The organism is Lysinibacillus sp. NPDC097214, from assembly GCF_050277945.1.
Classification (GTDB): Bacteria; Bacillota; Bacilli; order Bacillales_A; family Planococcaceae; genus Lysinibacillus; species Lysinibacillus xylanilyticus_B.
In genome coordinates this window covers 129,710-154,695 of sequence record NZ_JBNNSS010000005.1, presented here as the reverse complement: position 1 = coordinate 154,695, position 24,986 = coordinate 129,710, and the positions used below count along the sequence as shown (strand labels likewise).

At 36.4% G+C, this 24,986-nt stretch carries 27 protein-coding genes; 6 read left to right on the top strand and 21 right to left on the bottom strand.

The genetic code is table 11. The annotated features are described in order from the left end of the window. Window positions 1-96 precede the first annotated feature (96 nt). Complete coding sequence (locus tag ACQKMI_RS13290; RefSeq protein ID WP_427489590.1) at window positions 97-1,023, top strand: serine hydrolase domain-containing protein; 927 nt, start codon at window positions 97-99, stop codon at window positions 1,021-1,023. After that, window positions 1,020-1,184, top strand: coding sequence for a hypothetical protein (locus ACQKMI_RS13285; RefSeq protein WP_427489588.1), 165 nt, complete (start codon window positions 1,020-1,022; stop codon window positions 1,182-1,184). Before ACQKMI_RS13290 ends, ACQKMI_RS13285 begins: the two co-directional genes overlap by 4 nt. Window positions 1,185-1,410: 226 nt before the next feature. On the opposite strand, the gene ACQKMI_RS13280 is transcribed toward ACQKMI_RS13285, so the two are convergent. From ACQKMI_RS13280 to ACQKMI_RS13240, 9 genes are all read right to left on the bottom strand, one after another. Continuing rightward, window positions 1,411-1,563, bottom strand: coding sequence for a YpzG family protein (locus tag ACQKMI_RS13280; RefSeq protein ID WP_075807286.1), 153 nt, complete (start codon window positions 1,561-1,563; stop codon window positions 1,411-1,413). A 99-nt stretch (window positions 1,564-1,662) separates the two neighbouring features. Continuing rightward, window positions 1,663-2,448 (bottom strand): nucleotidyltransferase domain-containing protein, encoded by a 786-nt coding sequence (locus ACQKMI_RS13275; RefSeq protein ID WP_427489586.1) that lies wholly within the window; start codon window positions 2,446-2,448, stop codon window positions 1,663-1,665. Between the two features lie 27 nt (window positions 2,449-2,475). Then, window positions 2,476-4,125 (bottom strand): sensor domain-containing diguanylate cyclase, encoded by a 1,650-nt coding sequence (locus ACQKMI_RS13270; protein WP_427489584.1) that lies wholly within the window; start codon window positions 4,123-4,125, stop codon window positions 2,476-2,478. 125 nt (window positions 4,126-4,250) lie between these two features. Further along, window positions 4,251-4,430 (bottom strand): hypothetical protein, encoded by a 180-nt coding sequence (locus ACQKMI_RS13265; RefSeq protein ID WP_427489582.1) that lies wholly within the window; start codon window positions 4,428-4,430, stop codon window positions 4,251-4,253. Window positions 4,431-4,487: 57 nt separating this feature from the next. Continuing rightward, window positions 4,488-4,736, bottom strand: coding sequence for a hypothetical protein (locus tag ACQKMI_RS13260; protein WP_427489580.1), 249 nt, complete (start codon window positions 4,734-4,736; stop codon window positions 4,488-4,490). Beyond that, entirely contained in the window at window positions 4,729-5,232 is a 504-nt protein-coding gene (locus ACQKMI_RS13255) for an RNA polymerase sigma factor (RefSeq protein WP_427490105.1), read from the bottom strand. The genes ACQKMI_RS13260 and ACQKMI_RS13255 overlap by 8 nt, the downstream gene beginning before the upstream one ends. Window positions 5,233-5,239: 7 nt before the next feature. Next, complete coding sequence (locus ACQKMI_RS13250; RefSeq protein ID WP_427489578.1) at window positions 5,240-5,620, bottom strand: group-specific protein; 381 nt, start codon at window positions 5,618-5,620, stop codon at window positions 5,240-5,242. A gap of 8 nt (window positions 5,621-5,628) precedes the next feature. Continuing rightward, entirely contained in the window at window positions 5,629-6,378 is a 750-nt protein-coding gene (locus tag ACQKMI_RS13245; protein WP_427489576.1) for an ABC transporter permease, read from the bottom strand. Continuing rightward, window positions 6,375-7,097, bottom strand: coding sequence for an ATP-binding cassette domain-containing protein (locus ACQKMI_RS13240; protein WP_427489574.1), 723 nt, complete (start codon window positions 7,095-7,097; stop codon window positions 6,375-6,377). The genes ACQKMI_RS13245 and ACQKMI_RS13240 overlap by 4 nt, the downstream gene beginning before the upstream one ends. 271 nt (window positions 7,098-7,368) lie before the next feature. On the opposite strand from ACQKMI_RS13240, the gene ACQKMI_RS13235 reads away from it, so the two are divergent. After that, a complete protein-coding gene (locus ACQKMI_RS13235) occupies window positions 7,369-7,956 on the top strand; it encodes a hypothetical protein (protein ID WP_323646788.1) in 588 nt (195 codons plus the stop codon). Between the two features lie 378 nt (window positions 7,957-8,334). Then, window positions 8,335-8,895, top strand: coding sequence for a hypothetical protein (locus tag ACQKMI_RS13230; RefSeq protein ID WP_427489572.1), 561 nt, complete (start codon window positions 8,335-8,337; stop codon window positions 8,893-8,895). 337 nt (window positions 8,896-9,232) lie between these two features. On the opposite strand, the gene ACQKMI_RS13225 is transcribed toward ACQKMI_RS13230, so the two are convergent. From ACQKMI_RS13225 to ACQKMI_RS13180, 10 genes are all read right to left on the bottom strand, one after another. Then, complete coding sequence (locus ACQKMI_RS13225) at window positions 9,233-10,081, bottom strand: MerR family transcriptional regulator (RefSeq protein ID WP_427489570.1); 849 nt, start codon at window positions 10,079-10,081, stop codon at window positions 9,233-9,235. 1,143 nt (window positions 10,082-11,224) lie between these two features. Further along, on the bottom strand, window positions 11,225-11,308 hold the full coding sequence (locus ACQKMI_RS13220) for a hypothetical protein (RefSeq protein WP_427490103.1): 84 nt from the start codon (window positions 11,306-11,308) through the stop codon (window positions 11,225-11,227). A gap of 367 nt (window positions 11,309-11,675) precedes the next feature. Continuing rightward, on the bottom strand, window positions 11,676-12,968 hold the full coding sequence (locus ACQKMI_RS13215) for an alpha/beta hydrolase (RefSeq protein WP_427489568.1): 1,293 nt from the start codon (window positions 12,966-12,968) through the stop codon (window positions 11,676-11,678). 13 nt (window positions 12,969-12,981) lie between these two features. Beyond that, window positions 12,982-14,061 (bottom strand): DUF1648 domain-containing protein, encoded by a 1,080-nt coding sequence (locus ACQKMI_RS13210; RefSeq protein ID WP_427489566.1) that lies wholly within the window; start codon window positions 14,059-14,061, stop codon window positions 12,982-12,984. 7 nt (window positions 14,062-14,068) lie between these two features. Continuing rightward, window positions 14,069-14,446 (bottom strand): GntR family transcriptional regulator, encoded by a 378-nt coding sequence (locus ACQKMI_RS13205; protein ID WP_427489564.1) that lies wholly within the window; start codon window positions 14,444-14,446, stop codon window positions 14,069-14,071. Window positions 14,447-14,906: 460 nt separating this feature from the next. Continuing rightward, window positions 14,907-15,284 carry a carboxymuconolactone decarboxylase family protein gene (locus tag ACQKMI_RS13200; RefSeq protein ID WP_427489562.1) on the bottom strand — a complete coding sequence of 126 codons (378 nt, stop codon included), beginning with the start codon at window positions 15,282-15,284 and terminating at the stop codon, window positions 14,907-14,909. A gap of 211 nt (window positions 15,285-15,495) precedes the next feature. After that, entirely contained in the window at window positions 15,496-16,869 is a 1,374-nt protein-coding gene (argH, locus tag ACQKMI_RS13195; protein WP_427489560.1) for an argininosuccinate lyase, read from the bottom strand. Window positions 16,870-17,155: 286 nt separating this feature from the next. After that, complete coding sequence (locus ACQKMI_RS13190; protein WP_427489558.1) at window positions 17,156-18,346, bottom strand: argininosuccinate synthase; 1,191 nt, start codon at window positions 18,344-18,346, stop codon at window positions 17,156-17,158. A 714-nt stretch (window positions 18,347-19,060) separates the two neighbouring features. Next, window positions 19,061-19,816 (bottom strand): SDR family NAD(P)-dependent oxidoreductase, encoded by a 756-nt coding sequence (locus tag ACQKMI_RS13185; protein WP_427489556.1) that lies wholly within the window; start codon window positions 19,814-19,816, stop codon window positions 19,061-19,063. Window positions 19,817-19,824: 8 nt separating this feature from the next. After that, entirely contained in the window at window positions 19,825-20,772 is a 948-nt protein-coding gene (locus tag ACQKMI_RS13180; protein ID WP_427489554.1) for an MBL fold metallo-hydrolase, read from the bottom strand. 533 nt (window positions 20,773-21,305) lie between these two features. Between ACQKMI_RS13180 and proC the strand changes: the two genes are divergently transcribed. After that, complete coding sequence (gene proC, locus ACQKMI_RS13175; protein WP_427489552.1) at window positions 21,306-22,112, top strand: pyrroline-5-carboxylate reductase; 807 nt, start codon at window positions 21,306-21,308, stop codon at window positions 22,110-22,112. A 46-nt stretch (window positions 22,113-22,158) separates the two neighbouring features. Beyond that, the gene (gene namA, locus ACQKMI_RS13170) at window positions 22,159-23,169 is read left to right on the top strand and encodes an NADPH dehydrogenase NamA (RefSeq protein WP_427489550.1); all 1,011 of its coding nucleotides are present in this window, start codon (window positions 22,159-22,161) and stop codon (window positions 23,167-23,169) included. Window positions 23,170-23,340: 171 nt separating this feature from the next. Here the strand turns inward: namA and ACQKMI_RS13165 are convergent, their stop codons facing one another. Together ACQKMI_RS13165 and ACQKMI_RS13160 are read right to left on the bottom strand one after the other, a co-directional pair. After that, complete coding sequence (locus tag ACQKMI_RS13165; protein ID WP_427489548.1) at window positions 23,341-23,694, bottom strand: immunity 51 family protein; 354 nt, start codon at window positions 23,692-23,694, stop codon at window positions 23,341-23,343. 268 nt (window positions 23,695-23,962) lie between these two features. After that, complete coding sequence (locus ACQKMI_RS13160; protein ID WP_427489546.1) at window positions 23,963-24,823, bottom strand: alpha/beta fold hydrolase; 861 nt, start codon at window positions 24,821-24,823, stop codon at window positions 23,963-23,965. Window positions 24,824-24,986 lie beyond the last annotated feature (163 nt).

The following is a 24,986-nucleotide window of genomic DNA, read 5'->3' as shown; positions in this document are numbered from 1 at the left end:
TTGCTATTTAACTAACGGAGCAGGTTAGCATAATAAAGAAAGAAATAAGTTATAAAAAGAGAATATTTAGTATAGTTTTTGAAAGGGGTTAGAGATATGAGTAAAATATCTTTTTTTGAGTTAGAAAAGAAACTTAAAAGTATTAGAATTGAAGCATTTGTCATTTATAAAGGGAATACACGGATATTCGAATACTTGAAGAATAAAAAGGTTATAAAAAAGCCGTCAAAGGTTTATTCCATTACAAAAAGCATTGTTTCTATATTAATTGGAATTATGGTAGATAAAGGTTTAATTAAAAATATTCACGAACCCATACAAAACTATTTTCCAGAAATATTAGAGTCTAATGATCCGCAAAAGAAAGAAATTACAATATTTCATTTACTGACCATGACTTCGGGTTTAAAAATAGGAAATTTCCAAGGATCGAAAAATTGGGTTAAATTCATACTAGGACAACCAATTATACATAAACCAGGTTCAACTTTTCAGTATAATTCAGGAGACTCTCATTTACTAAGTGCGATAATACAAAAAATTTCTGGAATTCCTACCGCTTCATTTGCTGAAAAATATCTATTCCGTCCATTAGGGATAAATAAATACACTTGGCAAAAGGACCCACAAGGAATTCATGGGGGTGGTTTCAGTATTTCATTAAATCTAGAGGATATGGTGAAGATTGGATTATTATTTTTAAACGAAGGGCGATTTAATTCAAATCAGGTGATTTCATCCAACTGGCTCCTTCAAGTAAAAAGACCATATAAACAAGTTGAAACCACAAAAGACGGAACATATGGATATGGTTATCAGCTATGGACTTATGAAGATACTAATACTAACACCCCGATTGATTATTACTATGCTAACGGCTTATTTGGACAATATATATTTATTGTTCCTAAGTTAAATATTATGGCTGTGGCAAAAAGCCATATACAAAATGAACAGCAATCTGCACCGAGACTTTTTTTCGAAGAGCTATTAGGTAGTTGGCAGGATGAGGGAGACATATGAGCAAGCCAAACTTCGGTTCCTCCTCTTCTGATATCATACTAATTTCTTCTTTAACGACGGGTGCTTTACTTCAAGATGGGATTCACGGAAGAATTGTAGAAGAATGTTTGAAGACTATTATTGTTTGCAAAGGGAGAATAAATATTGTAGTATCCATTTGATTGTATTACCGAATATTTGTTGATTCCATTCTAAACTGTAACGATGCTCTTATATTTTTATCTCAAAATTAAATAACTATATTATCACATTACACAATCAACTTTTATTAAATAAAAAATACCTCTAACTTTTAGGTGTTTATTCCAGTTAAAACTATGTGGTTTATGAAAATAAAAAAACCCAGAATATGTTCTGGGCTTGATGACACTTACTTTTCTAGCATGATTAAAACTGTCGGGCTCTTGCTTCACTTCTCAAGATACGGTTATGGAGAGTAATCTCCGTTTCACCATTTACTTGAGATTTTGAATGCTTAATCCTTGACCAGTTGCGGTGGATTTTTTGAGATTTTGGGTCTAAGTGTTCGAACCTACTCATTCGTGCCATCCTCCTCATCAATATAGATTTCATAAGTGAAACCTTTTTTAGTATGACCTTGCGATTAAAAATTATTCAGTTTTCTATCATCTATCACCATTATCCCCACACTTCTTGCAATGTACTTCTAAATAACGCATCTAATTTTTGTGTAGGATCATCGATTTTAACGTGGAGATTTTTACAGTATGTCTCTATATGCTCTATTTCTTTATCTAAATACTCATTAATACTTTTAATTCGCGGCTCCAAATTTAGTTCATCACCAGCCATTTTTCTCTGTAAAAGTTGCTGAATTTCGGTTTTTAATGGACCCTCAGAAATGATTTCATTTAATAATTCCTGAAAATCAATTGGTGGAACTGTATTGTTTTTCTCTATCCATTTACATGCTAAAACTGGTCTAAGGACATAGAAATATTTTTTTATTTTCACTTCTGAGCTCTGTAAATACTCTCGATAATTGTTTTTAGCCATATTTAAATAATGATACAAACATGCATTTGGATAAAATACTTCTCTTTCCAGTAACCGTACATTGTCAATAAATGAATATTGTTGGTCATACACAATATTGCTTCGTAACCATTCTAATAGAGGTGGATTACTTTTGCGAAATAGCTTTAAGGCTTTTGTTATTTCCCAACCACTAATATCCAACAAATCATTAATAGGTACTTCAATAACATCCCTCTTAGCACCAATACCTTGAGGATCAATTGAAAGATACCACTGAGGTTGATGTATATATATGAAACGCACATCATAATCACTATCCTTGGAAGGAAATCCCCAAGCTCGACTACCTGATTCTACAGCATATAATATTTTTACTTGATACTCACTTTCAATTTCTTTTAATTTACTTAGTATTATTTCCTTCATGTAAATACCACTTTCTAAATAAGTCTTTTAAAGCATCTGGCTTGTATCAACTTTACCTGTATGATCACATACTCTCAGTTGGTTTCGACCGCTTTCCTTTGCAATATAAAGTGCTTGATCCGCCTTGTCAAGTAGCTCGTAAAATGTTGAAATGTTTTTAGAATGACCGTACCCTGCGATGCCAATACTCACTGTCACATTAATCTCAACATCATCCGCATGATAAGGATGATGTTCAACATGCTTTCGAACTCTTTCCGCTATCTTTACTGCGCTCTCTAACGTTGTATTTGGGGATAAAATGACAAACTCCTCTCCCCCATACCTTGTAATAATGTCGATTCTTCGCACAGAATTTGTAATGATATTTGCTACGTGCTTTAGGACTTCATCACCGATTAAATGTCCATATGTGTCATTGACCTTTTTGAAGAAATCAATATCAATCGCTATACATGAACAATAGTTTTGTTCTTCTAAACATTTCTGAAAAACAAGCTCCCCCTGCTCAATCAAATAACGCCGATTGTACAGCTTCGTCAACTGACAAGTAATCGATAATTCTTTCAGTAAGATGGTATCTGTTTTCACCTTAGCGCTCATTTCGTTGAAGGACGAACAAAGCTCCTGAAAATCATGCGCATAAGGTGCCAGCTGTTGTTCATCTATTTGATAATCATAAAAACCTTGTTCTACCTTTCTAACGCCTGTAAGAAGCTGCTGGATTGGTTCTTCAATTTTTTTAGAAAGATGTAACATCATTTTAATCGTAAAAAATGAACCTGCTACTAAACATAAGGTTATCAATAAAATTCTAATGATTAATGGTTTATACGCTTCTAACAGGCCCATTTCTGATATGATAAACCATTTCCCTTCATTTATAGGCTTACTTTTTGCAAGAACCCGCTTATTATTCGCATCTTTATAAAGCTCTAGGTCACTTTTTTTAGCTGCGCTCAGGATATGTTCATCCACTAAATAATTACCAGAAGACCGGTGTTGTTTATGATTAAATTCTGTGAGCATAGTACCTTCCTGATCGATAATATAAGCTTGACCTAAAAAGCCAACTCTTGATTCATGTAGCAGTTGATCGATTGTGTCTAAATTTACAGCGCCAAAAACTACACCATTAAATTGTTGTTGTGCATTAAGAATCGGTGAAGCAAATGCAAGTATAGGCTTCTTAGTAACTTTACTAATTAAAATATCTGTTATATATGGTTGTTTCGTTTTTTTAGCAACCTGAAAATACTTACGATAATCCTTTACATCCATTCCAACACCAACACCAGTTGCACTATATTCAGTAACTGTATCAAATTGTACGATGCCTTCTTTATTTACGAATATTAAGTCTGTAAAATCTGTTTTTTCTTTAAAATCTTGAAAAAAAGCCTGCGATTTTTCAAGATTATAGTCCTTTACAAAATCTAAATTAGCAATTGTATGTATATCACTGGATCGTTCTGATAACCAGCTTTCAAAAAAATATGTTTGAGCATCCAAATATTGCGTCATCTCTTCATTTTGATGCTGAATCGTTTGCCGATATTCAATATAAAGCGTTGGAATAAAAATACATAGACCAATAATAAAAGTAATCCATACAAGCGCTCGATGAAGCTGACCTTTTATCGTGTTCGGTCGTAGAAAATTTTTCAAAACCCTCAAAGCACTAACCTCCAAATTAATCTAAACATTTCCTAAAAATGGGCAATAAATAGTATTTATTCATTAAAAATACCACAACCGAATGATTGTGGCAGTGAGAAATTTAACTTCTTACAGCAAATGTTTTATGTAACGTAAGTGAAACGGCAGTTATAGAAGTCTCCCACCTCTATAGGCGGTGAGATAGATGCGGGTTTTAATTTACTTTCCAGCGGGTGTCCATACATCCACTGAAAGGAGGAACTCAGTCTAAGAACGCCACGTCCTGTGGCAACGACTGAGTGACCAACATCACGTTGGCCCAAAGCCTCCGGCGGATATCACGCAATTATGCCGAGGCATAATTGATTAGTTGATAAAATTTATTGCAATAAAATTTGGAGAATTGTAATAAATACAGCCGCAACTATGGGCACTATTTTTAAAGAGGTGTAGCCGACTGAAGATGTACATATTGGCTCTAACGGATCCTTCGTTGGTGACGCTAAATATTGAAGAAAACGTTGCCAGCGACTTTTCTTGTAGGTCATTAGCTGCTTAGGAATCTCCACTTTATCTTGATCTAAGCTGTCTTTTAACCATTGCTCCTTTTGAAATTCATCCTTAAGCATCGAAATCCTCCTTTAGCTCTTCCTTTAAAGTCCTTATCGCATTATGTAGCCTTGATTTAACTGTGCCAAGTGGAATGGACAAAATTTGTGCAATTTCCTCCTGTGGCAAATCATGATAGTAAACAAGCAAAATTACCGCTCGTTGCTTTTCGGGTAATTGAAGTATCGCTTCTTGTATCGTTAATTTCTCGTCAGCAGTCATCCTATGACTTGACGTCGGTACTAAAAACGGGAAGAGCGTGCGCCATTTTTTCCGCCGATTCAATTTATTAATCATTAAGCGATAGGCAATTTGAAATAAAAAAGCTTTCACCGTTCCCTTTTGTTGATCAAAATCTTGTTTTATATATTGTAAACGCTCAAAGGTATCTTGCACAATATCAATGCTTAGCTGATCTTCCCGAGTATAGCGAAATAAAAAGCAGTACAATGGCTCATACAAACGACTATAGAGCTGTTCAAATCCCTCGACATCGCCGTTTATATAGGCCTCCATCCACTCCTCATTGCTCATCATCTAGCTCATCCCCCCAATGAGCCTTAATGGCCTTCAATGTCACGGACACACGTGAAACTAAATATACGACTGTTACAATGACCCATGCTTGCGATTGGTTTGTAAAAAACTGCACATATGGATTTTCGATTGTTTTGCCAGAAGACACGAGCATATTTAATGCCTGCACACAAAGTATCGTATAAATAGCTAAGACAAGCGTTAATGTATCAAACACGTTCCAGCGTAAAAAAACAGTTGATTTTTTATAGTTAATTTTCCCATTTTCACGCACAGTATATTTTAACCCCATGGCAATAGCAATCACTATGATTACTACCATCATGATGCCGCCAACAATAAGAGACACTAACCATCCAATTTCCATCAAATCACCTACTTACTTGTATATACTTTTTTAGCGATGGCTGCTAGTACCAAGCTAAGAATTGTTAAAATCATAAAATACTGATATTGCGGAAGCCAAGTTTCGCCTATTAAATTTAAAGACACTTGCAAGCTATCAAATAAATAGAGCATTGGGTTCCAGATTAAGAAAATAAAATAATCCTGGGGGTTTTTTCCCGCTAATGTTAAAAACATCGATGTCATTTGTATCGAAAACATAAATATCAACATAATCGGTTGCAACATACTTGTTGCCACTTTTTCATTTTTAAATAGACCTGCCAATATAAAACTCAATGGATATAACGCCAGTAACACAAAGTTACTCATTAAAATAATTAGCAAAAATGAAGATAATGAAATATCAATAATAAAAGAGTAGCCAATGATTAGTAACACTAAGAATAGATTTAATAAAGTAAAAACACCGATTCCCATCCCTATAAAGTAAGTGTGTGGCTTAATATCTGTACGCTGCACCCATTGGAGGGTTTTATTGGCTTTCATATCTGCTAAATAGATTGTAGCACTAGAAAAACAAAAGAAAAAGATTAACATTATTATAGAAATCGGTAAAAACTGACCTTTAATCAAAAAATTAAATGATTCTTCAGTCATCGCGCTTTTAGCAAAAAATGATATACCCAAAAAGATATAAGCTGGCAACAAATTCCCAATAGTCATTCCTAGGCTACGAATATTTTCTAACATATACATGCGTGCAATTTGTTTCATCATCCCGCTCTTCCTCCTAAAATTTGGCCTGTCACTTCATAGTAGAGTCCTTCGATTCCCGGCAATTTCGCCTCAGTGTATTTTCTATAGAGCTCATCCTGTGTGCTATTTTCAATAAGCTTCCCGTCTTTTAAGATCACTACATAATCAAATAACGGCTCTAATCCTGCCACTTCATGACTAATAATGATAATCATTTTGTTACGTTGACGAATTTCATCTTGTAAGTAAAACATCAATTGCTTTTTCTTCGTTAAATCTAAATCAGCAAACGGCTCATCTAAAATGATGATTGGTTTATTTAATAAAAAAGATAGATAGATTGATACTGCTTTTCTCTGACCGCCTGAAGCATTTTTCAATAAGATGTGGTCATAAGTCGGTAACCCTAATATTTCATATAGCTCTCCCAAATCAACCTTATTGTTCGTCAATTTAGTAAAAAGAGTGATCACTTCACGAATTTTCAGATGCTGATAACTCGAAAAAAATTGGTACTGCAGCGCAACTTGCTCTTGTACATGTTGAGACGTCTCATTGAATACAATGGTACCTCCATCAGGTTTTACATCTCCAGCTATACATTTTGATAATGTAGATTTACCCGCTCCATTCTGACCTAATAATAAATAACAATACCCCATTTTAAATGTAGCCGACACACCATCCAAAACGTTCACACCATTATATTTTTTCACAATATCCTTCACAATAAGCTCCAAAATAATCCCTCCTTATTTTTATGTTCACTGACTATACAAACGGCAATTGGAAAAGGTTCATTTTATTTTTAAAAAAATGAAATAAAATTATATGTTTCCATATAATAATTTTTATATATAAAATACATAATTATTGGGAATTAAGTAAAGATAAAGGAATATCATCTTAATATGGCTCTGATGAAAGAAGTTTGATGAGCGGTTGGGGAAGAAGTTTTTATTTTGTTTTCCTGCACGATTAATAATACTAACTTAAAAGGGAGTTACCTAAGTGCGCGATTTTGAAGAACTTAAGTATTTTTTAGAACCTCATTTTGGTTCGAAGATAGGCTGGGAGCTAATCGAATACGCTGTTATTGAACATCGACAATTAAGTAAAAAAGAACGATCCAAATTCAAAAAAGAACTTTTATATATGAAACAACTGTTAGAACAACATCAATATGAAAAAATACAACAAATTATTAAGAAGAATAATTTAGAAAATACAAAGCTTTACAATATTGATAAAATGCAAAAATTTATTGATAAAGTTTTACCTATTATTGAGAAATATGAATTTAAAAAAGGTATCCCTTATGTCCCCTTTAAAGCTTTAAATTATTTGTTTGATACAATTATTACTCCACCTAAAACAAAATTATCTTTCGATTTTATTGCTATAGATATTAAAAGAGAAGGAGATACATTTATACATCATATCTTGCAAGATTTAAAATATGTAGAAAAAGCGTTTATGGAGAAAGATGAAGCTAACATTCAAAAGTTACTACAACTTTCCAAAGAAAAAGGGGTTACTATTTTTGAATCACAACATCGAGATGAATTTATCCAAGTAGTAACGAACGAATTAAGTTAAGAAACAAGTGTGTCTTAAAAGAGAATTCACTAAATAAAACGGCCACTAAATTTTTTTTCTATTAAATTACGCTTTAGTAAATGGCAACACCGAGACTTTTGGGTACATGCAAAAAGACCTCTCACTGTGTTTTATTAGAAGTCAAGAGATACAGTAATGTATTTAAATACATTACTATTTTAAGCTGAACTAATTTTTGGATTAGTTCAGTTTATATTTGTGATAAAAGATAAAATTCAAACTAAAAGTATATTATTTGTGAGGTCTTAAATTATGAATGATTGAACTATAGGGGAAGAATAGTAGTCAAGAATATGACGAATGAACAATTATTTAATAAAATGGATTATAGATTAACTACTTTTGTAGGAGGACACTATGGTAAACTTAACAGAATATCTGTACAAAAAGACAGAACCGATTATTGGAAGTTGGAATGAGGAAGGAATATACGCATTATCTTTTTTTGTATATACAAATGAAGATAATATCCCTAATTTTGTAATCAGTTATAATACTGAGGAAGATTGTGAGTATAGTCCACAGCTCAGCGAGCAGAGATGGAATTACGCCTTTTGGAGACAAGATGAAAATGAAATTATTGGTGATGAAAAATCAACAAATATTTTATTACAATGGTTTAAGGAAAATGGCGTAAAAGATATTGGGTACGAGGACGAAACATTAATGTTTGATGAGGATTATAATTATATAGGAAAAGGACCAAACGGATATTATGAGTTATTACAGATAGTTTCTAATGTAGCAAAAATATTACACGACAATAAAGTTATTATTAATACTTTTAAAAGAGAAATACCCATAATTATTCACGATTTGGAATACTCTTGGTTTTCAGAAGAAACAACAAAAAATGGAAACCCTAATGGAATAGCCGAGATATTCTTGGAAGCATTACGCCAAGAATTTCCAGAGTGAATTCTTGTATGTATTGAACAATTTACTTTCGATATGTTTCGGGAAAATTCATACCAATACATTTATTTACACCTCACAGAATGCTGATTATTGTAAATTTATATAATCATTTATTATATCAATAGAAATGAAACAAAATAAAAAACGTACACCACTAAATTGATTTTAGTAATGTACGTTTTATAATATGTGCAATATTTTAGACAAGTTATGCTGTAATAAACTATCAGTACATTTACTTACAGAGTAGAAAGGTCTTTTCTACTCCCTTCAGGAATTAACCACGCATTTCCCTTGCTAAATACAGAATAAAGTCTCCATCTACTGGAGAGTTTAGCTAGTTTCTTATTTTCACAAACACTTTTGTCAAAAAATCATTTGGATGTAACTCAATATTTGGTTTGATATTAATTGAGTTTACTACTTCGGATGGGATTAGCCCCTTTATGTATTGCTCCATAAACATTCCTTCTGTCTTAAGGGATTGCTCCGTAAGCCATTCCTGCAAGCGACTATAGCCAAAATTCAACTCTGAATACGGTCCCTTTATATTTATACAAGCATACCTGCCTTCCGGTATTACTTTAATATACTCCGCCAGTTGAGTTGCTTTTATTGGCACCAATAGTTCAACATCTGCTACATTTTGCTTCTTGTCCTGTTGATGAAAAATTGCAGTAAGCTTCCCTTCTATCTCAAATTGATAGGCATAAATTCGTTCAAATAATTTTTGTACTAGCCTATCCATTTCAATAATATTGATTTTTTCACGGATGGAAAGCACCTGTATTTTTGGTCGTTTTTCTATGTAACAACTTGATAATGTTGGCTTTGGATTAAATATCTCAGCGTTCTTAATAGAATTTTTTACTTGGACAATATTTTGAATTTGTTCAGCGATTATTTCTTGTTGATGCTCTAATTCCTGAACTTTTTTATGTAATCTTAGCTTTAAATCTTGCTTATCATTTTTCCCTTTTAGAACCTGTTCAATTTCTTTTAATGAAAAATGACAGTCTTTTAGAACCTGAATAGTATTCAGCTCTTTCATTTTATCGTAATCATAATAACGATAGCCTGTCACTTCATCTATAAAAGATGGCTCGAGTAACCCAATATCGCTATAGTAACGAATAGTTTTTACTGGGACATTACACAGATTCGAAAATTTCCCAATGCTGTACATAAGAACACCTTCTTTTTAATTTAGTTGAATTCGATTCATCGTGCTATTTCATTCAACTTGAATGAATTGAATTATATCTCTCCTTGCTTAGTTATTGTACGATAAAATGGTAGTAATTGTTTCAAAATATAATGAACGTGAGGTTGATTTAAGCGTCCAATGAACCGCCCTGCTCTGAGTCTCATCGCTCTTATCAATGAATAAACATTGTATACGTTTTAACAACGATCATCGATAACTTGCCCACATACAGAAGGTGAAAGGATGCCTAAAAACGAAAAGAGTATGCTCATGATTTTTTGATTTTGAGCATACTCTTTTCGTTATTTTCTAATCTGTTTCGTATGTGCATTACTTTGTTCCCGCGCGGATTGGTCTTCTTCGCTCGGGATTTGCCCTTGCTTTCGCGGGTTTTCCTTGCTTCCGCGGGTATTTACCCTGCTTTCGCGGATTTCCCCTGCTTCCGCGGGTATTTGCCTTGCTTCCGCGGGTATTTACCCTGCTTCCGCGGGTATTTACCCTGCTTCCGCGGGTATTCGCCTTGCTTCCGCGGGTATTTACCTTGTTTCCGCGGGTATTCATCCTCTTCGCGCGAGATCTACCCTTTTCGCGGGTATTCATCCTGCTTCCGCGGGTATTCACCCTGCTTCCGCGGGTATTCGCCTTGCTTCCGCGGGTATTTACCCTGTTTCCGCGGGTATTTACCTTGTTTCCGCGGGTATTCATCCTCTTCGCGCGAGATCTACCCTTTTCGCGGGTATTTACCCTGCTTTCGCGGATTTCCCCTGCTTCCGCGGGTATTCACCCTGCTTTCGCGGATTTCCCCTGCTTCCGCGGGTATTCATCCTCTTCACGCGAGATCTACCCTTTTCGCGGGTATTCCCTGCTTTCGCGGGTATTTACCTTGCTTCCGCGGGTATTTACCTTGTTTCCGCGGGTATTCATCCTCTTCGCGCGAGATCTACCCTTTTCGCGGGTATTCATCCTCTTCGCGTAGTTCACCTTGTATAGAAACTTATTTTTTAAAACGATTACGTGTACTGGTTTACACAAGTGTGAAAATAGTAAGACCTATAAAGAGAACGAGCCTGATGATAAATGCCCATCCGTTTTAAATAGCTCGTTCAGTCCCCATAATAGTAATCAAAAACAGTAGACGGACATCACTTTGCCCATAAATATCGCAAGTGCTTTTTCGTTATATTTCTCTTTCTCACTATCGGACATCGTATTATAGCCCGCTAATCAATTATGCCTTGGCATAATTGCGTCCGGAATCGGCTTTGTGCTTAGACCTGCACGAGGGCCGACACGATGTCGGTCATTTCTGTAATGCCACAGGACGTGGCGTTTTTACCGATGCAGGTCAGTTAGCCGTTATCGCATGGATGCGATGATTTTAGGCTAACATCCCCTAAGAACTCCTTTCCGATTCTGTGACATCCGCCGGAGGCTTTAATTTCTTTCAGCAGTTGTTTGGACACCTGCTGAAAGAAATTAAAAATGCACCTTTTCCTTGTGATATAACAATTGCAAAGATTAGGAACGGAGTCATTATGATAAACCAAACAATGACATTCATGATGATTAGTCTCTACTTTTCATTTAAAATAAACTGCTGAATGGCTGGCAGCAATTCTTTATGAAGTGGTAATGATGGGTCTGAATACGTCGCTAAATTTTTCGCGCGATCTGCTGGAGCATTTTTTAACACATGATTCATTCCATCCATATATACAAGCTTGGCATCTGGTTTACCTTTCTTTAACGCTTCTGCATCAGTTGCAACTACTTGTATGTCGGTTGTTCCTTGAATAATTAAAACTCGGCTATTCACTTTCGCTAATTCATTTGCAGGGTTATATTTTAACCATGAAATCATATACGGTTGAATGGAAGAACGGAAAAGAGATTGTAATTCTGGCGAAACGTCCTTCACTAGCTCGCCTTTTTTCAAAGATGCAAGAGTATCTGTCGATTCTTTTAGAAGCTCTGGTGATAATTGAGCTTTTAATTGCTCTAACAAAATTTCATCTATTGGTCTTCCAGCACCAGCTATGGAAACGAAGGACTCTACATTTGCTTTTTGTGCTGCTAGCAAACCAATCAGTGAGCCTTCGCTATGTCCAATAATATGAACACTTGAATAAGCTTTATCAGCTAAAAGGGTATTAATTACTTGAACTGCGTCATCTACGTATTGGTCAAAAGTAATATCCTCTTCCTTTGTTAGGAGGGACTTGTTATCGCCAAGCCCACGTTTATCATAGCGAACCGTAGCAATACCGTCTTTTGCTAATCCTTCTGCAATCATTTTTAAGCTATTATTTTTACCAGCTATGGCTGAATTTCCATCCTTATCAGTTGGACCTGAGCCTGCTATGATAAGTGCAACTGGAGATGGCTCCTTGCTGGCCTTTTCAATTGCCACTGTTAACTCACCATCTTGAACGGGAATCTTTAACGTTTCATACGTAACTGGTTGTTCTGGTTGTTCTTTGAATGGTTTTAAGACAAGTGGGAATTTACCACCATTTTGTTGAAATGTTGCTTCAATTTGTCCATCTTTTAATGTGCCGTTAATTTCAATAGCCGAGCCATTTAAGTTGATCGAAACACTCACTTGATCACCATCGTATTTAATGCTTTTAAATGGATAATTGGATAGTCCTTGTGCAGGTACTGATAATTTCCCGCTATCTTTCTGCAATTCAACAATAATTGGAAGTGCTCCGTTTGGTATCTCAATATTCCCTTCCCATTTATCTACTAGCTGTTCATTCATTTTATTGTCCCCTTTCGTCTCTTTCCCCTTTGTGTTGTCTTCCTTCTGAGCGCATGCTGCTAATAATAAGAGTGCACAACATAAAAATAATAGTTTTTTCATAAAATCTCTCCCTCTATATGAAAATGACTAACAAGATTGGCAAAAATATGACAAGTAAAATGATATAGCTCCATTTATTCGCCAAATTCACAGTCCAACCAACACCGTGTTTCTTTTGCACTAATAATGAAGGGTCATTTTTATTGATGTAAACTATACCCCATTTCCAGTATCGATCATCTGCTGCAGCTGTTTCGTTTGTATGTAAATCATCAAAGTGCTCATTACTTTTACTTAACTTCCAAATGAAGAGGCTAAGCCCCCCTAAAGAGACGATCATAAAAACGATAAAAAGAGGGAAGAAGTAAGGAGCTGTTTGATCTTTTAAAATCACTGTCGTGTAATGTAAAACAACAAGAAGAATGGTCATACTATAATTAATCGCAGCTAAGTACCAGCTACCATATTTACGCTGTGTAAGCTCTCTTTTAACCGATGCTTCTTTCGCCTGTGCGCTTAATTGTATTTTGGCACTTTTCATACCTATACTCATGATGAAAAAGCTAATTTGTGTCCCTAGTAAAATAAGCGGCATTACAATAACTGAGATCCATGTTTTTTCAGTCCAACCGTCGACCTCACCTGCTGAATTCCAATGGGTTGCAAATACATCCGGGATGGCATTGTAATTCATAAAGGTAAAAGTGATCAATGCTAAAGTGATTATAATTGGTAATGTGAAAAATGTAGGTGAGAGTACTTCATCTCTATCTCGTATAGATAAATCCATCACATAAACAGTTTTGACATGTGCTTCCCAATTTTCTTGTTTTTTTAATTTTTTTGTTTTTATATGATAAGACATATAAAGAGCAGTTGATAGGAGTAGCATGACATATAGTAATATAAAGGAAAGTAAAACAAATCTCTCTTCCAGAATGGACGTAAATAGTAACAAAATTTGGCCTAAAAGAAATGTAGCTGCTATGCTCCCTACCAACATACTATAGTGCTTTTTAAATATTTGTAATTGCTGATGTTGCACATAGGGCTCTGGAATTGAAACGCCAAACACTGATGTTTTTCTCGTTAAATATGGTTTTACTGTTTCCAGAACTCCTACGAAGACAAAAATGCTTACAATAAAAAGCATATTTTCCCTACTTCCATTGTTTTAAAATTCGATGAATCAAACTTGTCATCTGATCTTTTTCGAGACCACGTGCAAATGCCTCTGCCATAATTGGCTTTAAAGCATTTTCTACTTTTTCAACTTCCGTCTCTTCCAGCTCTTTTTTTTGACCACCGATAATGATAGCCTTTGCTTTCGGCTTTAATTCGATTAACCCTTTATCTTCAAGTTCATGATAGCTTTTACTTACCGTACTTACATTAATACCCAAATCCGTAGCCATTGAACGAACTGAAGGTAATATATCACCGTTCTTAAGCTCTCCCTTAGCAATTAACTCAATTAACTGATTCGCTAACTGTTTGTAGAGCTGTAATTCACTGCTTGGATCTAAATGAATATTCATCTTACCCCTCCCATCTGTATCGCTTATCACCAAACAGAAATCTGTCATGCTTAGAGTAATACAGTTTTCTGAAAAAGTCAAATTCTCTAAATAAAGTGTGTATTTAACGACAGTTAAAAGAAATAAAAAAAGGACCCAGAAAAATTCTGGATCCAAGAACACTTATTTCTATTGATTATATCTGTATTGTTTTTTGCTTCTTCTTAAGCTACAGCAAAACAGAATATCCTCTGCCTCACCAAATGCTTAAGATTTTTTAGAAGCTCACCTAATACAACTGTGGCGGACTTTCCTGAGATTCCTGGTCTTTGGGTGTTTGACTACTCATTCTACATCCTCCTAATCACATTAGATTAATAAGTGGTTCCGTTCTTAATATGAACCGTTTCACAAGTGTTTATTCATGTAATGCGCATTTTTATTAAAGTGCCTTCATATAGCTTGAAACGACAAAGAAATTTTACGCTTCTTCATTAAAAACCTGTTGCGCTATAGTTAAAGCGTTTTGCACACGTGGAAAACCTATATAAGGCACTAATTGTAATAGTGCTTCCACAATTTCTGTTTGTGTCAAACCTACATGTAAACCACGTTTAATATGAGTTTTTGTTTGCGGAGCAGCACCTTGAGTTACTACGGCTGTAATGACGACAAGTGCACGGCTTTTTGCATCTAGCCCTGGTCTTGAATAAACTTCCCCATAGGCAAATTCTATAATCATTTTGCGTAAATCTGGTGCGATGTCAGCTAGTGCATCTGCCTCAATCATTCTTGCCGCTTCTTCCTTTGTCACATACTGTTTAATTGTTTCGTACCCCTTTGAAAAACGCTCATTCATTGAAAATCCCTCCCATTATCCTTTCATTACACAAAAACCCCAATTCCGCGTCTCCAGAATTGGGGATTGTCCTTCACATATGTAAGGGTCTCTTTTTTCGTTTCACCCTCTGGCTCTAACAAAAAAGGAAAGTTTTTTTCATAGTGCCTCACTGGACAGCTTTAATGAATATCTATGCAAAGTCACAAGGACATGCACGCTAAAATAATGGTTATGCAAGACAAGATTTTGCTTTTTCGATTTGGATTATTACTTGATCAAATCCTGTACCACCTAATGAATGACGACGACGAACGGCAGCTTCAGGTGCTAATACATCGTAAATATCCGCTTCGATAAGTTCACTTTCTTTTTTCATGTCTTCAAGCGGTAAATCTAATAAGTAGATGCCCTTTTGAATACATGTGAATACAAGTTTTCCTGTCACTTCATGCGCTTCACGGAAAGGCATACCTTTTGTTGCTAGATAATCTGCAAGCTCCGTAGCGTTGGAGAAGTCAGAGTGTACTGCCTGGTGCAAACGCTCTGTATTGACAGTCATCGTGCGAATCATACCTTCAAAGATTTTTAGAGAACCAAGAATTGTATGGACTGTATCGAACATACCTTCTTTATCTTCCTGCATATCTTTGTTGTATGTTAACGGTGTTCCTTTAAGAACTGTTAATAAACCCATTAAGTTCCCGTAAACACGTCCCGTTTTCCCACGAATTAACTCAGCCATATCAGGATTTTTCTTTTGTGGCATAATAGAAGAACCTGTTGAGAAGGCATCATCTAATTCGATAAATTTGAATTCATCTGTAGACCACAATATAATTTCCTCTGCAAAACGAGATAAATGCGCCATTAATAATGATGAATTGCTTAAAAATTCAACGATAAAATCACGGTCACTTACTGCATCCATAGAGTTCGCATAAACCTCGCTGAAGCCTAAAAGCTCCGCGGATTTTAAGCGGTCGATTGGGAAAGTTGTCCCCGCCATGGCACCTGCACCTAATGGCAAAATATCGATACGTTTAAGCGACTCCGTAAAACGTTGTTTATCACGTTCTAACATCCAGAAATAGGCCATTAAGTGATGCGCAAATGAGATTGGTTGCGCACGTTGTAAATGGGTATAGCCTGGAGCAATTGTTTCCACATGCTCCTCTGCCTTTTCTAGCAATGTCTTTTGGAATGTCTCCATTAAACCGATTGCTTCCTTCACACGTTTTTTCAAGAAAATATGCATATCCGTTGCTACTTGGTCATTTCGGCTACGGCCTGTGTGAAGCTTACCACCTACAGGACCAATTAAATCAATGAGCATTTTTTCCAGATTTAAGTGAATATCTTCATTAGCAACTGTAAATTCAAGCTCACCTGCAATGGCTTTTTCTTGTAATTGTGCAAGTCCACCGAGAATTGCCTCTACGTCAGCTGCAGGTAAAATTTCTGTTGCACCAAGCATCGTAACATGTGCTACGCTACCTTCAAGGTCTTCTAGAACAAGCTGTTGGTCAAAGCCAATCGATGCGCCGAACTCGTCCACCCATGCTTCTGCTGATTTTTGGAAACGTCCGCCCCAAAGTTTTGTCATAACAGCTCACCTTTTCCTTCATTTCTTTTTTATCAATTTTGCCTCGGCATAATTGCGTCCAGAATCGGCTTTGTGCTTAGGCCTGCAGGATGCAGGTCAGTTAGCCGTTATCGCATGGATGCGATGATTTTAGGCTAACATCCTATGTGAACTCCTTTCCGAATTCAGTGACATCCGCCGGAGGCTTTAACTTCTTTCAGCGGGTGGTTGGACACCCGCTGAAAGAAGTTAAAAAGGTGCAGCATAGCACAAAGCTATCCTACACCTTGCTTGTCAAAATTAGTTTTTATTTATTTACAGAAGAGTTAACCACTGTTGGCAGACCCCATAATTCGATGAAGCCTACTGCTGAAGCATGGTTGAATTGGTCTTCTTTAGAGTATGTTGCTAGTTTTTCACTATAAAGTGAATTTGGAGATTTACGCCCTTCCACAATCGCATGACCTTTATAAAGCTTCACGCGTACAGTTCCGTTCACAAATTTTTGTGATTCAGCAAGGAATGATTCCAGTGCTACACGTAATGGAGAGAACCATAAACCATCATAAATTAATTCAGATAATTTTTTCTCAATGACTGGTTTGAAGTGTGCTAACTCTTTTACAAGTGTTAAATCTTCAAGCTCTTTGTGAGCCGTTAATAGCACTTTTGCCCCTGGAATTTCATATACTTCACGTGATTTAATACCAACTAAACGGTTTTCTACGTGATCGATACGACCAACACCGTGTGCACCAGCTACTGCATTTAGCTCTTGGATTAAATCAGCAAGCTTCATTTCTTTACCGTTTAAAGCTACTGGCTTACCAGCAATGAATTCAAGTTCTACGTACTCCGCTTCATCTGGAGCATTTTCCACAGCAACTGTTAAACCATATGCTTCTTCTGGTGGAGATACCCATGGATCTTCCATTACGCCCGCTTCATTTGCACGACCCCATAAGTTTTGGTCGATAGAGAACGGTGAATCTAACGTTGCAGGAATCGGCACATTATGTTCCATTGCATATTCGATTTCCTCATCACGGCTCCAGCCCCACTCACGTACAGGTGCTAATACTTCTAGGTCCGGATTTAACGCTTTGATAGAAACTTCGAAACGAACTTGGTCATTCCCTTTACCTGTGCAACCATGCGCTACTGCGTCCGCACCTACTTGGTTCGCAATTTCCACTAATTTTTTTGAAATTAATGGACGAGAAAGTGCCGATACTAACGGATATTTTTGTTCGTACCAAGTATGAGCTTGTAGTGAGATTAATGCATATTCTTCAGCAAACTCATCCTTCGCATCTACCATATATGATTCAATTGCTCCTACTTGAAGAGCTTTATTTTTTACGAATTCAAGGTCCTTACCTTCACCAACGTCAAGGCACACTGCAATAACATCCCAACCTTGTTCTTTTAACCACGGAATTGCTACAGAAGTATCAAGACCTCCTGAATATGCTAATACTACTTTTTTATTTGCCATAAAAAATGCGCCTCCAATTAATCTATAAGATATGTATGTTTATACATTCAACTAAAAGTTTATACACGAATAGTATCATGTTATAAAAATAAAAACAAGTGTATTTTTATAAATTGATAGACTTTTATGTTTATTGTAAAAAGTGTGTCATTCCAATACTTTAAGTGCTTGTACAAACGATGAATATTTTTACTCGGAAAAACGATTTTTTACTCGCAACGTGAATGTATATAGTATAAATTTCGGGATAGTACATGGCTCTTCTGCAAAACGAGGGGTTCGCATATCCTAACGCCCACAGCGAACTTTCATCACCTAGTTGACGGACTTGCCCGGCATAAAAAAAAAGTTGTCTCAGCAAGGTAATCTTTGTGAACTGTTTTAGTGTCGAGCCCCAAAACAGAATCGCTAAAGCTCCTTTCGTTCGTTTTATAGGAATACTTTAAAGATTTATCGAAACAAAATCGCTCTTTATCGAAACTATTTGAGCTTTTATCGAAACAAAATCTCATTTTATCGAAACTTTTTGGGCTTTTATCGAAACAAAATCTCATTTTATCGAAACTTTTTGGGCTTTTATCGAAAAACAAGCTCTTTCTATCAAAGAAATCAATCACACGTTTTGGTGTAGAGCCATAAAAAAACTGTAGACACACTCAATTCTTACTTAAGTATGTTTACAGTTTGATTAATATTATTTTATTGAGTTTTTCTTTACTTTTTATTAAAAAATGATTTACCTAAAAATTCAACGGTTGCAGGTGCCATTGCATATAGCTTGCTTGTTAAGCCCATGATCCATGGTAAATTAACTTCTCGGACAGGGCGCTCGATTGTTTTTATCGTAGCTTGTGCCACTTCATCAGCGGTTAATAAAAACCTTCCTAAAGACTCTCGATAGCCACTTTCATCACTTGCCTTGTCTAAAAATGGTGTATCGATTGGACCTGGATGTATCGCTGTGACTTTCACATTATACGGAGCCAGTTCCATGCGAAGCCCATTCGTAAAGCCTACAATCGCATGCTTAGTAGCAGCATAAACACTAACCTTAGGTGTCGCTACCTTTCCTGCTTGTGAACCGATGAAGATGAGCTGACCTTGCTGACGTTGTATCATAGGGGTCGCTAATCGTTTTGCTAAATACATCGGTACAGTGACATTTAACTCAACCATTTGTCTAATAGCATCATCTGATAAGTCAGGTGCCATGCCAAATTTACCTACACCGGCAGATAGAATAGCTACATCAAGAGGCGGTAGCTGAGCACATACTTTATCTATTGTAGTAATATTAGTTAAATCTGCTTGGATCACGTTTGCGCCTACACGCTCTAAAGCTTTCAATGCCACTGTATTGCGTCCTGTCGCATAGACCGAATGCCCTTGCGCTACTAATAATTCTGTAATTTTTAGACCAACACCACTTGTTGCACCGGTCACGAAGATAGTCTTTTTATTCACGCTCATGTTTACACCTACTTCCTTTGAAATAAATAAATACCTTCTTCAGTTTTTGTAGATGTAATCAAATTGTTGGCCTCTAAGTAATCTAAATAGCCGAGCGTTTTAGACAGTGTCAGACCAAGCTGACGTTGAAAAACTGCTGGGTAAAAACGCTTCGTTACTTGTACAGCAGTTAATGATTCATCACCAAATAATTCGCAAACCTTCAAAGCTTGTTGATGCTGGCGTTCTAATCGTTTATCAATTAAATCAGGAATATTCTGCAACTCTGCACCATGTCCTGTATACATTGTTTTAACTGGTAATTGTCGTAATATTTCTAGCGATTCATTATATTGTAGTATTGATTTCGTACGTCCTAATGTACGGTCTAGTGGTGGCTCAATTAACGGGTTTGGCGTTATTTTTTCAAGCAATAAATCTCCACCTATTACATGATGCGTTTTTTCATCCCAGAAGATTAAGTGGCTTTGTGCGTGTCCTAACGTTTCAATAGCCTTTAATCCAGGATGTCCTGGTACTTCATCCCCATCGTTAAGAATTTGTGTTAATGGTCGTTCACCTACAAGCTCTATTTCACGGCGGACATGTACACTCGGCTGGATATATTCTTGAGGAACACCGTGCTCAAATAAGCGTTCACTGTAAAACTGCACATGGTAACGTAAAAAATCCTCGTCATGACTAAGCCATTTATCGTTATAGGCATGCCCTAAAATTTCTGCGTTTGGAAAGGCATCCACCCAACCTGCATGATCTGGATGATGATGGGTTAACACAACCTGTTCAATATCTCTCATGTCATAGCCCGCTGCACGAATACCCCATTTTAGCGCATCATAGGCTTCCATTGTTTTTGGACCAACATCAAAAATTGTCAATGCATCGCCTTTGACAACAAATGCATTTACATCTCCTACATCATAGGGTGTTGGTATTTCTATTTTATATGTAGACAAAAGCTGTTTCCCCCTTTTATGCAACTAGTGAATACTGATTCATTCTATTTTACAAGTTTTTCTTCTTTTCGTCACCCTTCTGTTGACAGGTTGACGTATTACCAATATAATTTTGAATAATCTAATTATTTTTATGCGTTGATGAAGCCAAGTACGTAATTGGTGAAGGTGTCTTAGAGAATGTTACATTTGCTGAAAGTAACATCACCCACTCCCATTACCGAACCTACTTCTGAGCAGTTATGAAAACATAACCGTTCCCCTTGCGATAAAAGGGCTATGAGTTGTGCCAATTGGCAAACAAAGGTGGTACCGCGGAAACAACAGCGTTTTCGTCCTTCTATATAAGGACGAGAGCGCTTTTTTTTATTTTCATTCAGCAAATGTTTTGGTAGCGAAAGCGTAGCGGCAGCTATAAATGTCTTTTGTACCGAAAGCGTAGCGACAGCAACAGATGTTTTCTGTAGCGAAAGCAAAGCGGCAGCTACAATTACGCCAAGGCGAAATTGATTTTGAGAACTGGAGGTTTTATTATGAAAAAAATACTATTTATAGGTGCCGGCTCTATGGCAGAGGCCTTGATACAAGGCTGGATTAAAGAAAAAGTATTTACTGCGCAAGAAATTTACGTCACCAATCGCTCAGACAAAGACCGTTTACATTTTTTACACGACACATATGGTGTCAATTGCAATATTGACCATGATATTTATCAGCACGCTGATTTAATCATTTTAGCGATGAAGCCAAAAGATGCCATTGCAGCGATGCGTGAGCTAAAATCTAAAATTACAGAACAATCTGCCGTTCTTTCTATTTTAGCCGGTATCGCTATTACTACTATTATAGAACATTTAGGTGCTCGCCCAGTCGCACGCGTTATGCCTAACACTTCTGCTACTATTGGGATGTCTGCTAGTGGAATTGCATTTAATGACAAAGTGACTGCAGAACAGCGCTCCATTTTCTTACAGCTATTAGAGGCGGTTGGTTCAGTAATTGAGGTGGATGAAGATCAATTACATGCTGTCACTGCACTTTCAGGGAGTGGCCCAGCTTACATTTATTATTTAATGGAGGCATTTGAACGGGTGGGTACAAAGGTGGGTCTCTCAAAGGATATAGTACGACTATTAATGACGCAAACACTTGCTGGTACTGCAGAAATGCTAAAGCAATCCGTCGATGAACCTGATGTATTACGCCGTAAAGTAACAAGTCCTGGCGGTACAACAGAAGCTGGAATAAAGGCTCTTGAACAATATCAATTTAATGAAGCGATAGAAGCATGTATTAAAGAAGCAGAAGCTCGATCTCGTTCACTTGCAAATAGTAAATAATGGGTGCAAAATAAAAGTATATCACTAGGGATTAGGGGGCTTTATGTTGGCTAAATTATTCGAACCTTATCAATTACAAACTATCTCTTTAAAAAATCGTGTTGTGATGGCACCAATGTGTATGTACTCGGCACAGGATGATGGGCTTGTCACACCATTCCACCAAGTACATTATGCAACCCGGGCTGCTGGTCAAGTTGGTTTAATCATTGTCGAAGCTACTGGTGTTGTACCAGAAGGTCGTATATCTAGTAACGATCTCGGAATTTGGGATGATGCTCATATCGAAGGTTTAAGTCAATTAGTTCAAGGAATGAAGGCTTACGGAGCAAAAACCGGCATCCAGCTTGCACACGCTGGACGTAAAGCAACTGTAGATGGAGAAATATTTGCACCATCAGCCATTGCATTTAGCGATGCTTATAAAACGCCGACTGAGATGACAATAGAAGACATTGAATATGTAATAGACGCATTTAAGCAAGCAGCTATTCGAGCAACTAAAGCAGGCTTCGATGTTCTAGAAATCCATGGAGCACATGGCTATTTAATTAGTGAATTTTTATCACCAGCAACGAATAAACGCAATGACCAGTATGGTGGCTCTCAAGAAAATCGTTATCGATTATTACGTCAAGTCATCGATGCTATTCGTAGTGTTTGGGAAGGTCCTTTACTTGTGCGCGTTTCCGCTGAAGACTATGCAGAAGATGGTACTACAATGGATGACTTTATCGTCTTCAGTCGCTGGATGAAATCACAGAGTGTCGATTTAGTGGATGTTTCTACAGGTGGTGTTGTGCAAGCTCGTATAAATGTTTTTCCAGGCTACCAAGTACCTCATGCTGAAGCGGTTAAGCATGGTGCTGATATCCCAACAGGTGCAGTCGGCCTTATTACGACTGCCATTCAAGCAGAGGAAATTTTACAAAACAATCGTGCTGACTTAATCTTCCTAGCACGCGTTCTTCTGCGCGAGCCCTATTGGTCACTTCATGCTGCTAAGGAATTAGGAGAAGAAGTGCAACCTCCAGTACAATACGTACGTGGCTGGTAAAAATAACGGGATAGCGGCTATTCACTATAATTTTAAAAAACAGCTTGTTGATTTATGTTAACAAGCTGTTTTCATTCCATAAAGAGGATTTTGTTTAATTTCTTCATTAATTGTCTTCACTAACGCATGTTTCGCCCCAAAAAAATTTTAAACAATCTGAAAATAAACCGTTTAATCCAATTCTGCACGAGAAAATAAATCCGTAATAGTAGATTCATCTTCACACGTATTTTTAAATAAAATAGCAAACTTCTTTAATGCTTTTTTATCGAAGGAATATGCACAAAACATGCTAGCTTCGGAATCAAACTTGACGATACCCTTTAGTTCGGGCATCTCTTCTTCAAGAAAGACAATCGCCAAGGATTCCCAATCATAACCTCCTCCTTCAAATCCCTCATCAGAACGTGTATCAAAAATCTCTTGCTTATATTCCCCAACATCTAAGCATAACGACGCAGAGCCCCTATCATGATCCACCCAAAAAAACGGAGCTATTTTCTGTTTATTATTAATAAAATCCATCTTAACCCACCACCAAAATTAAAATTTATAGACCGATTGACTTTTAAATTACTACATTTTGAGCAATAGCATTAATACCGTACTTTTCTAATTCAGTAAAGAGATTATCAGCATTTGCTTTAATGCCCTCTCTATATTTTGATGGTATCTTTTTTTCACACCTATTTAACCATTCGTTAAAGGTTTCTCTTGGCCAGCCTGTCTTGAAAAAGAATGACCGATACTACCATTAGAAGGTTCCGGAAAAAATGATCAGACTTTAGAGTTACTAAACATTTAAAAAATCAACGATCATTTTCTTTTCTAGATCTGGCATCATATGCATGTGTCCGCACCCTTTTAACATATGAGCCGTGTTATTTGGTATGATTCTTTGGGCTCTTGGTAATACTTTTTTCGCTGGAAATAAACAATCTTTTTCTGCTGCCATAATAAGCGTCGGTGCTTTACACTGTTGCATTAAATGTTCACTCACATTGGATGGCATCCCTACTTTTGTTTTTACATGATCAAAACTATCTTTCACCATATCTAAAGTATCTTTATCAAGAATTTCTTCTTTAATAGCCATAAATAAGGCTGTTTTTTTTATATATTTTTCTTTCTTCGTTAATTTATATTTGAGTAGTGGTATCATCATTTTTACAGTACTGATTGGAAAGGCATTGTTAATCCCTGATGGCACAATTAATACGGATTTTTTTACTTTCTCTGGTGCGGTACACATCAGTTTTGCCAGAACTCCGCCTCCAAATGAAGCCCCAAAACAAGCTATTTTATCAAATCCAAGCGCTGTTATAACATCACTTGCCCACTTTCCATAATCATAATTGCGAGGAGAGAGATTAACCTCATCACTTTTTCCAGGGTGGCCGATAATATCAACCGCATAGATATGAAAATCCTTAAGCAGAAATCTGTATATTAATAAATTATAGGCAGTCGTACTATTCCCTCCATGAAATACTAACAATGGTTCACCCGATAGATTGCCAGTTTCAATGATATGTGTTCTTCCAAAACGACTATGAACGTAAACATCCTTACATGAATATTCCAATTTCTTCAATTGAGCATCATAAAGGTTTAGTGACATTTCTCTTCCAAATTGTGTTTTGTATATACTCATTTAACCCTCTCTTATTAGTTATCTAATTCATTAAATTAATTATCGTGCAGATCTTCCAACCACCAACCACCCCATATAATAAAGTTGTTTAAAAGCAAATAAAGTTATTTAAAAAGATGGTGTAAAATTTCAATTACACCACCTTTTATTTATATGTTGTATT

Excerpts from the sequence above, each read along its gene's own strand:
- ACQKMI_RS13255 (WP_427490105.1), bottom strand. The coding sequence starts at position 5,232 with ATGGAGGCCTATATAAACGGCGATGTCGAGGGATTTGAACAGCTCTAT.
- ACQKMI_RS13260 (WP_427489580.1), bottom strand. The coding sequence starts at position 4,736 with ATGCTTAAGGATGAATTTCAAAAGGAGCAATGGTTAAAAGACAGCTTA.
- ACQKMI_RS13190 (WP_427489558.1), bottom strand. The coding sequence starts at position 18,346 with ATGGCAAATAAAAAAGTAGTATTAGCATATTCAGGAGGTCTTGATACT.
- ACQKMI_RS13200 (WP_427489562.1), bottom strand. The coding sequence starts at position 15,284 with ATGAATGAGCGTTTTTCAAAGGGGTACGAAACAATTAAACAGTATGTG.
- ACQKMI_RS13215 (WP_427489568.1), bottom strand. The coding sequence starts at position 12,968 with ATGAAAAAACTATTATTTTTATGTTGTGCACTCTTATTATTAGCAGCA.
- ACQKMI_RS13165 (WP_427489548.1), bottom strand. The coding sequence starts at position 23,694 with ATGGATTTTATTAATAATAAACAGAAAATAGCTCCGTTTTTTTGGGTG.
- ACQKMI_RS13245 (WP_427489576.1), bottom strand. The coding sequence starts at position 6,378 with ATGATGAAACAAATTGCACGCATGTATATGTTAGAAAATATTCGTAGC.
- ACQKMI_RS13225 (WP_427489570.1), bottom strand. The coding sequence starts at position 10,081 with ATGTACAGCATTGGGAAATTTTCGAATCTGTGTAATGTCCCAGTAAAA.
- ACQKMI_RS13230 (WP_427489572.1), top strand. The coding sequence starts at position 8,335 with ATGGTAAACTTAACAGAATATCTGTACAAAAAGACAGAACCGATTATT.
- ACQKMI_RS13280 (WP_075807286.1), bottom strand. The coding sequence starts at position 1,563 with ATGAGTAGGTTCGAACACTTAGACCCAAAATCTCAAAAAATCCACCGC.
- proC (WP_427489552.1), top strand. The coding sequence starts at position 21,306 with ATGAAAAAAATACTATTTATAGGTGCCGGCTCTATGGCAGAGGCCTTG.
- ACQKMI_RS13185 (WP_427489556.1), bottom strand. The coding sequence starts at position 19,816 with ATGAGCGTGAATAAAAAGACTATCTTCGTGACCGGTGCAACAAGTGGT.
- ACQKMI_RS13250 (WP_427489578.1), bottom strand. The coding sequence starts at position 5,620 with ATGGAAATTGGATGGTTAGTGTCTCTTATTGTTGGCGGCATCATGATG.
- ACQKMI_RS13220 (WP_427490103.1), bottom strand. The coding sequence starts at position 11,308 with ATGTCCGATAGTGAGAAAGAGAAATATAACGAAAAAGCACTTGCGATA.
- ACQKMI_RS13285 (WP_427489588.1), top strand. The coding sequence starts at position 1,020 with ATGAGCAAGCCAAACTTCGGTTCCTCCTCTTCTGATATCATACTAATT.
- argH (WP_427489560.1), bottom strand. The coding sequence starts at position 16,869 with ATGACAAAACTTTGGGGCGGACGTTTCCAAAAATCAGCAGAAGCATGG.
- ACQKMI_RS13290 (WP_427489590.1), top strand. The coding sequence starts at position 97 with ATGAGTAAAATATCTTTTTTTGAGTTAGAAAAGAAACTTAAAAGTATT.
- ACQKMI_RS13205 (WP_427489564.1), bottom strand. The coding sequence starts at position 14,446 with ATGAATATTCATTTAGATCCAAGCAGTGAATTACAGCTCTACAAACAG.
- ACQKMI_RS13275 (WP_427489586.1), bottom strand. The coding sequence starts at position 2,448 with ATGAAGGAAATAATACTAAGTAAATTAAAAGAAATTGAAAGTGAGTAT.
- ACQKMI_RS13160 (WP_427489546.1), bottom strand. The coding sequence starts at position 24,823 with ATGAGTATATACAAAACACAATTTGGAAGAGAAATGTCACTAAACCTT.
- ACQKMI_RS13210 (WP_427489566.1), bottom strand. The coding sequence starts at position 14,061 with ATGCTTTTTATTGTAAGCATTTTTGTCTTCGTAGGAGTTCTGGAAACA.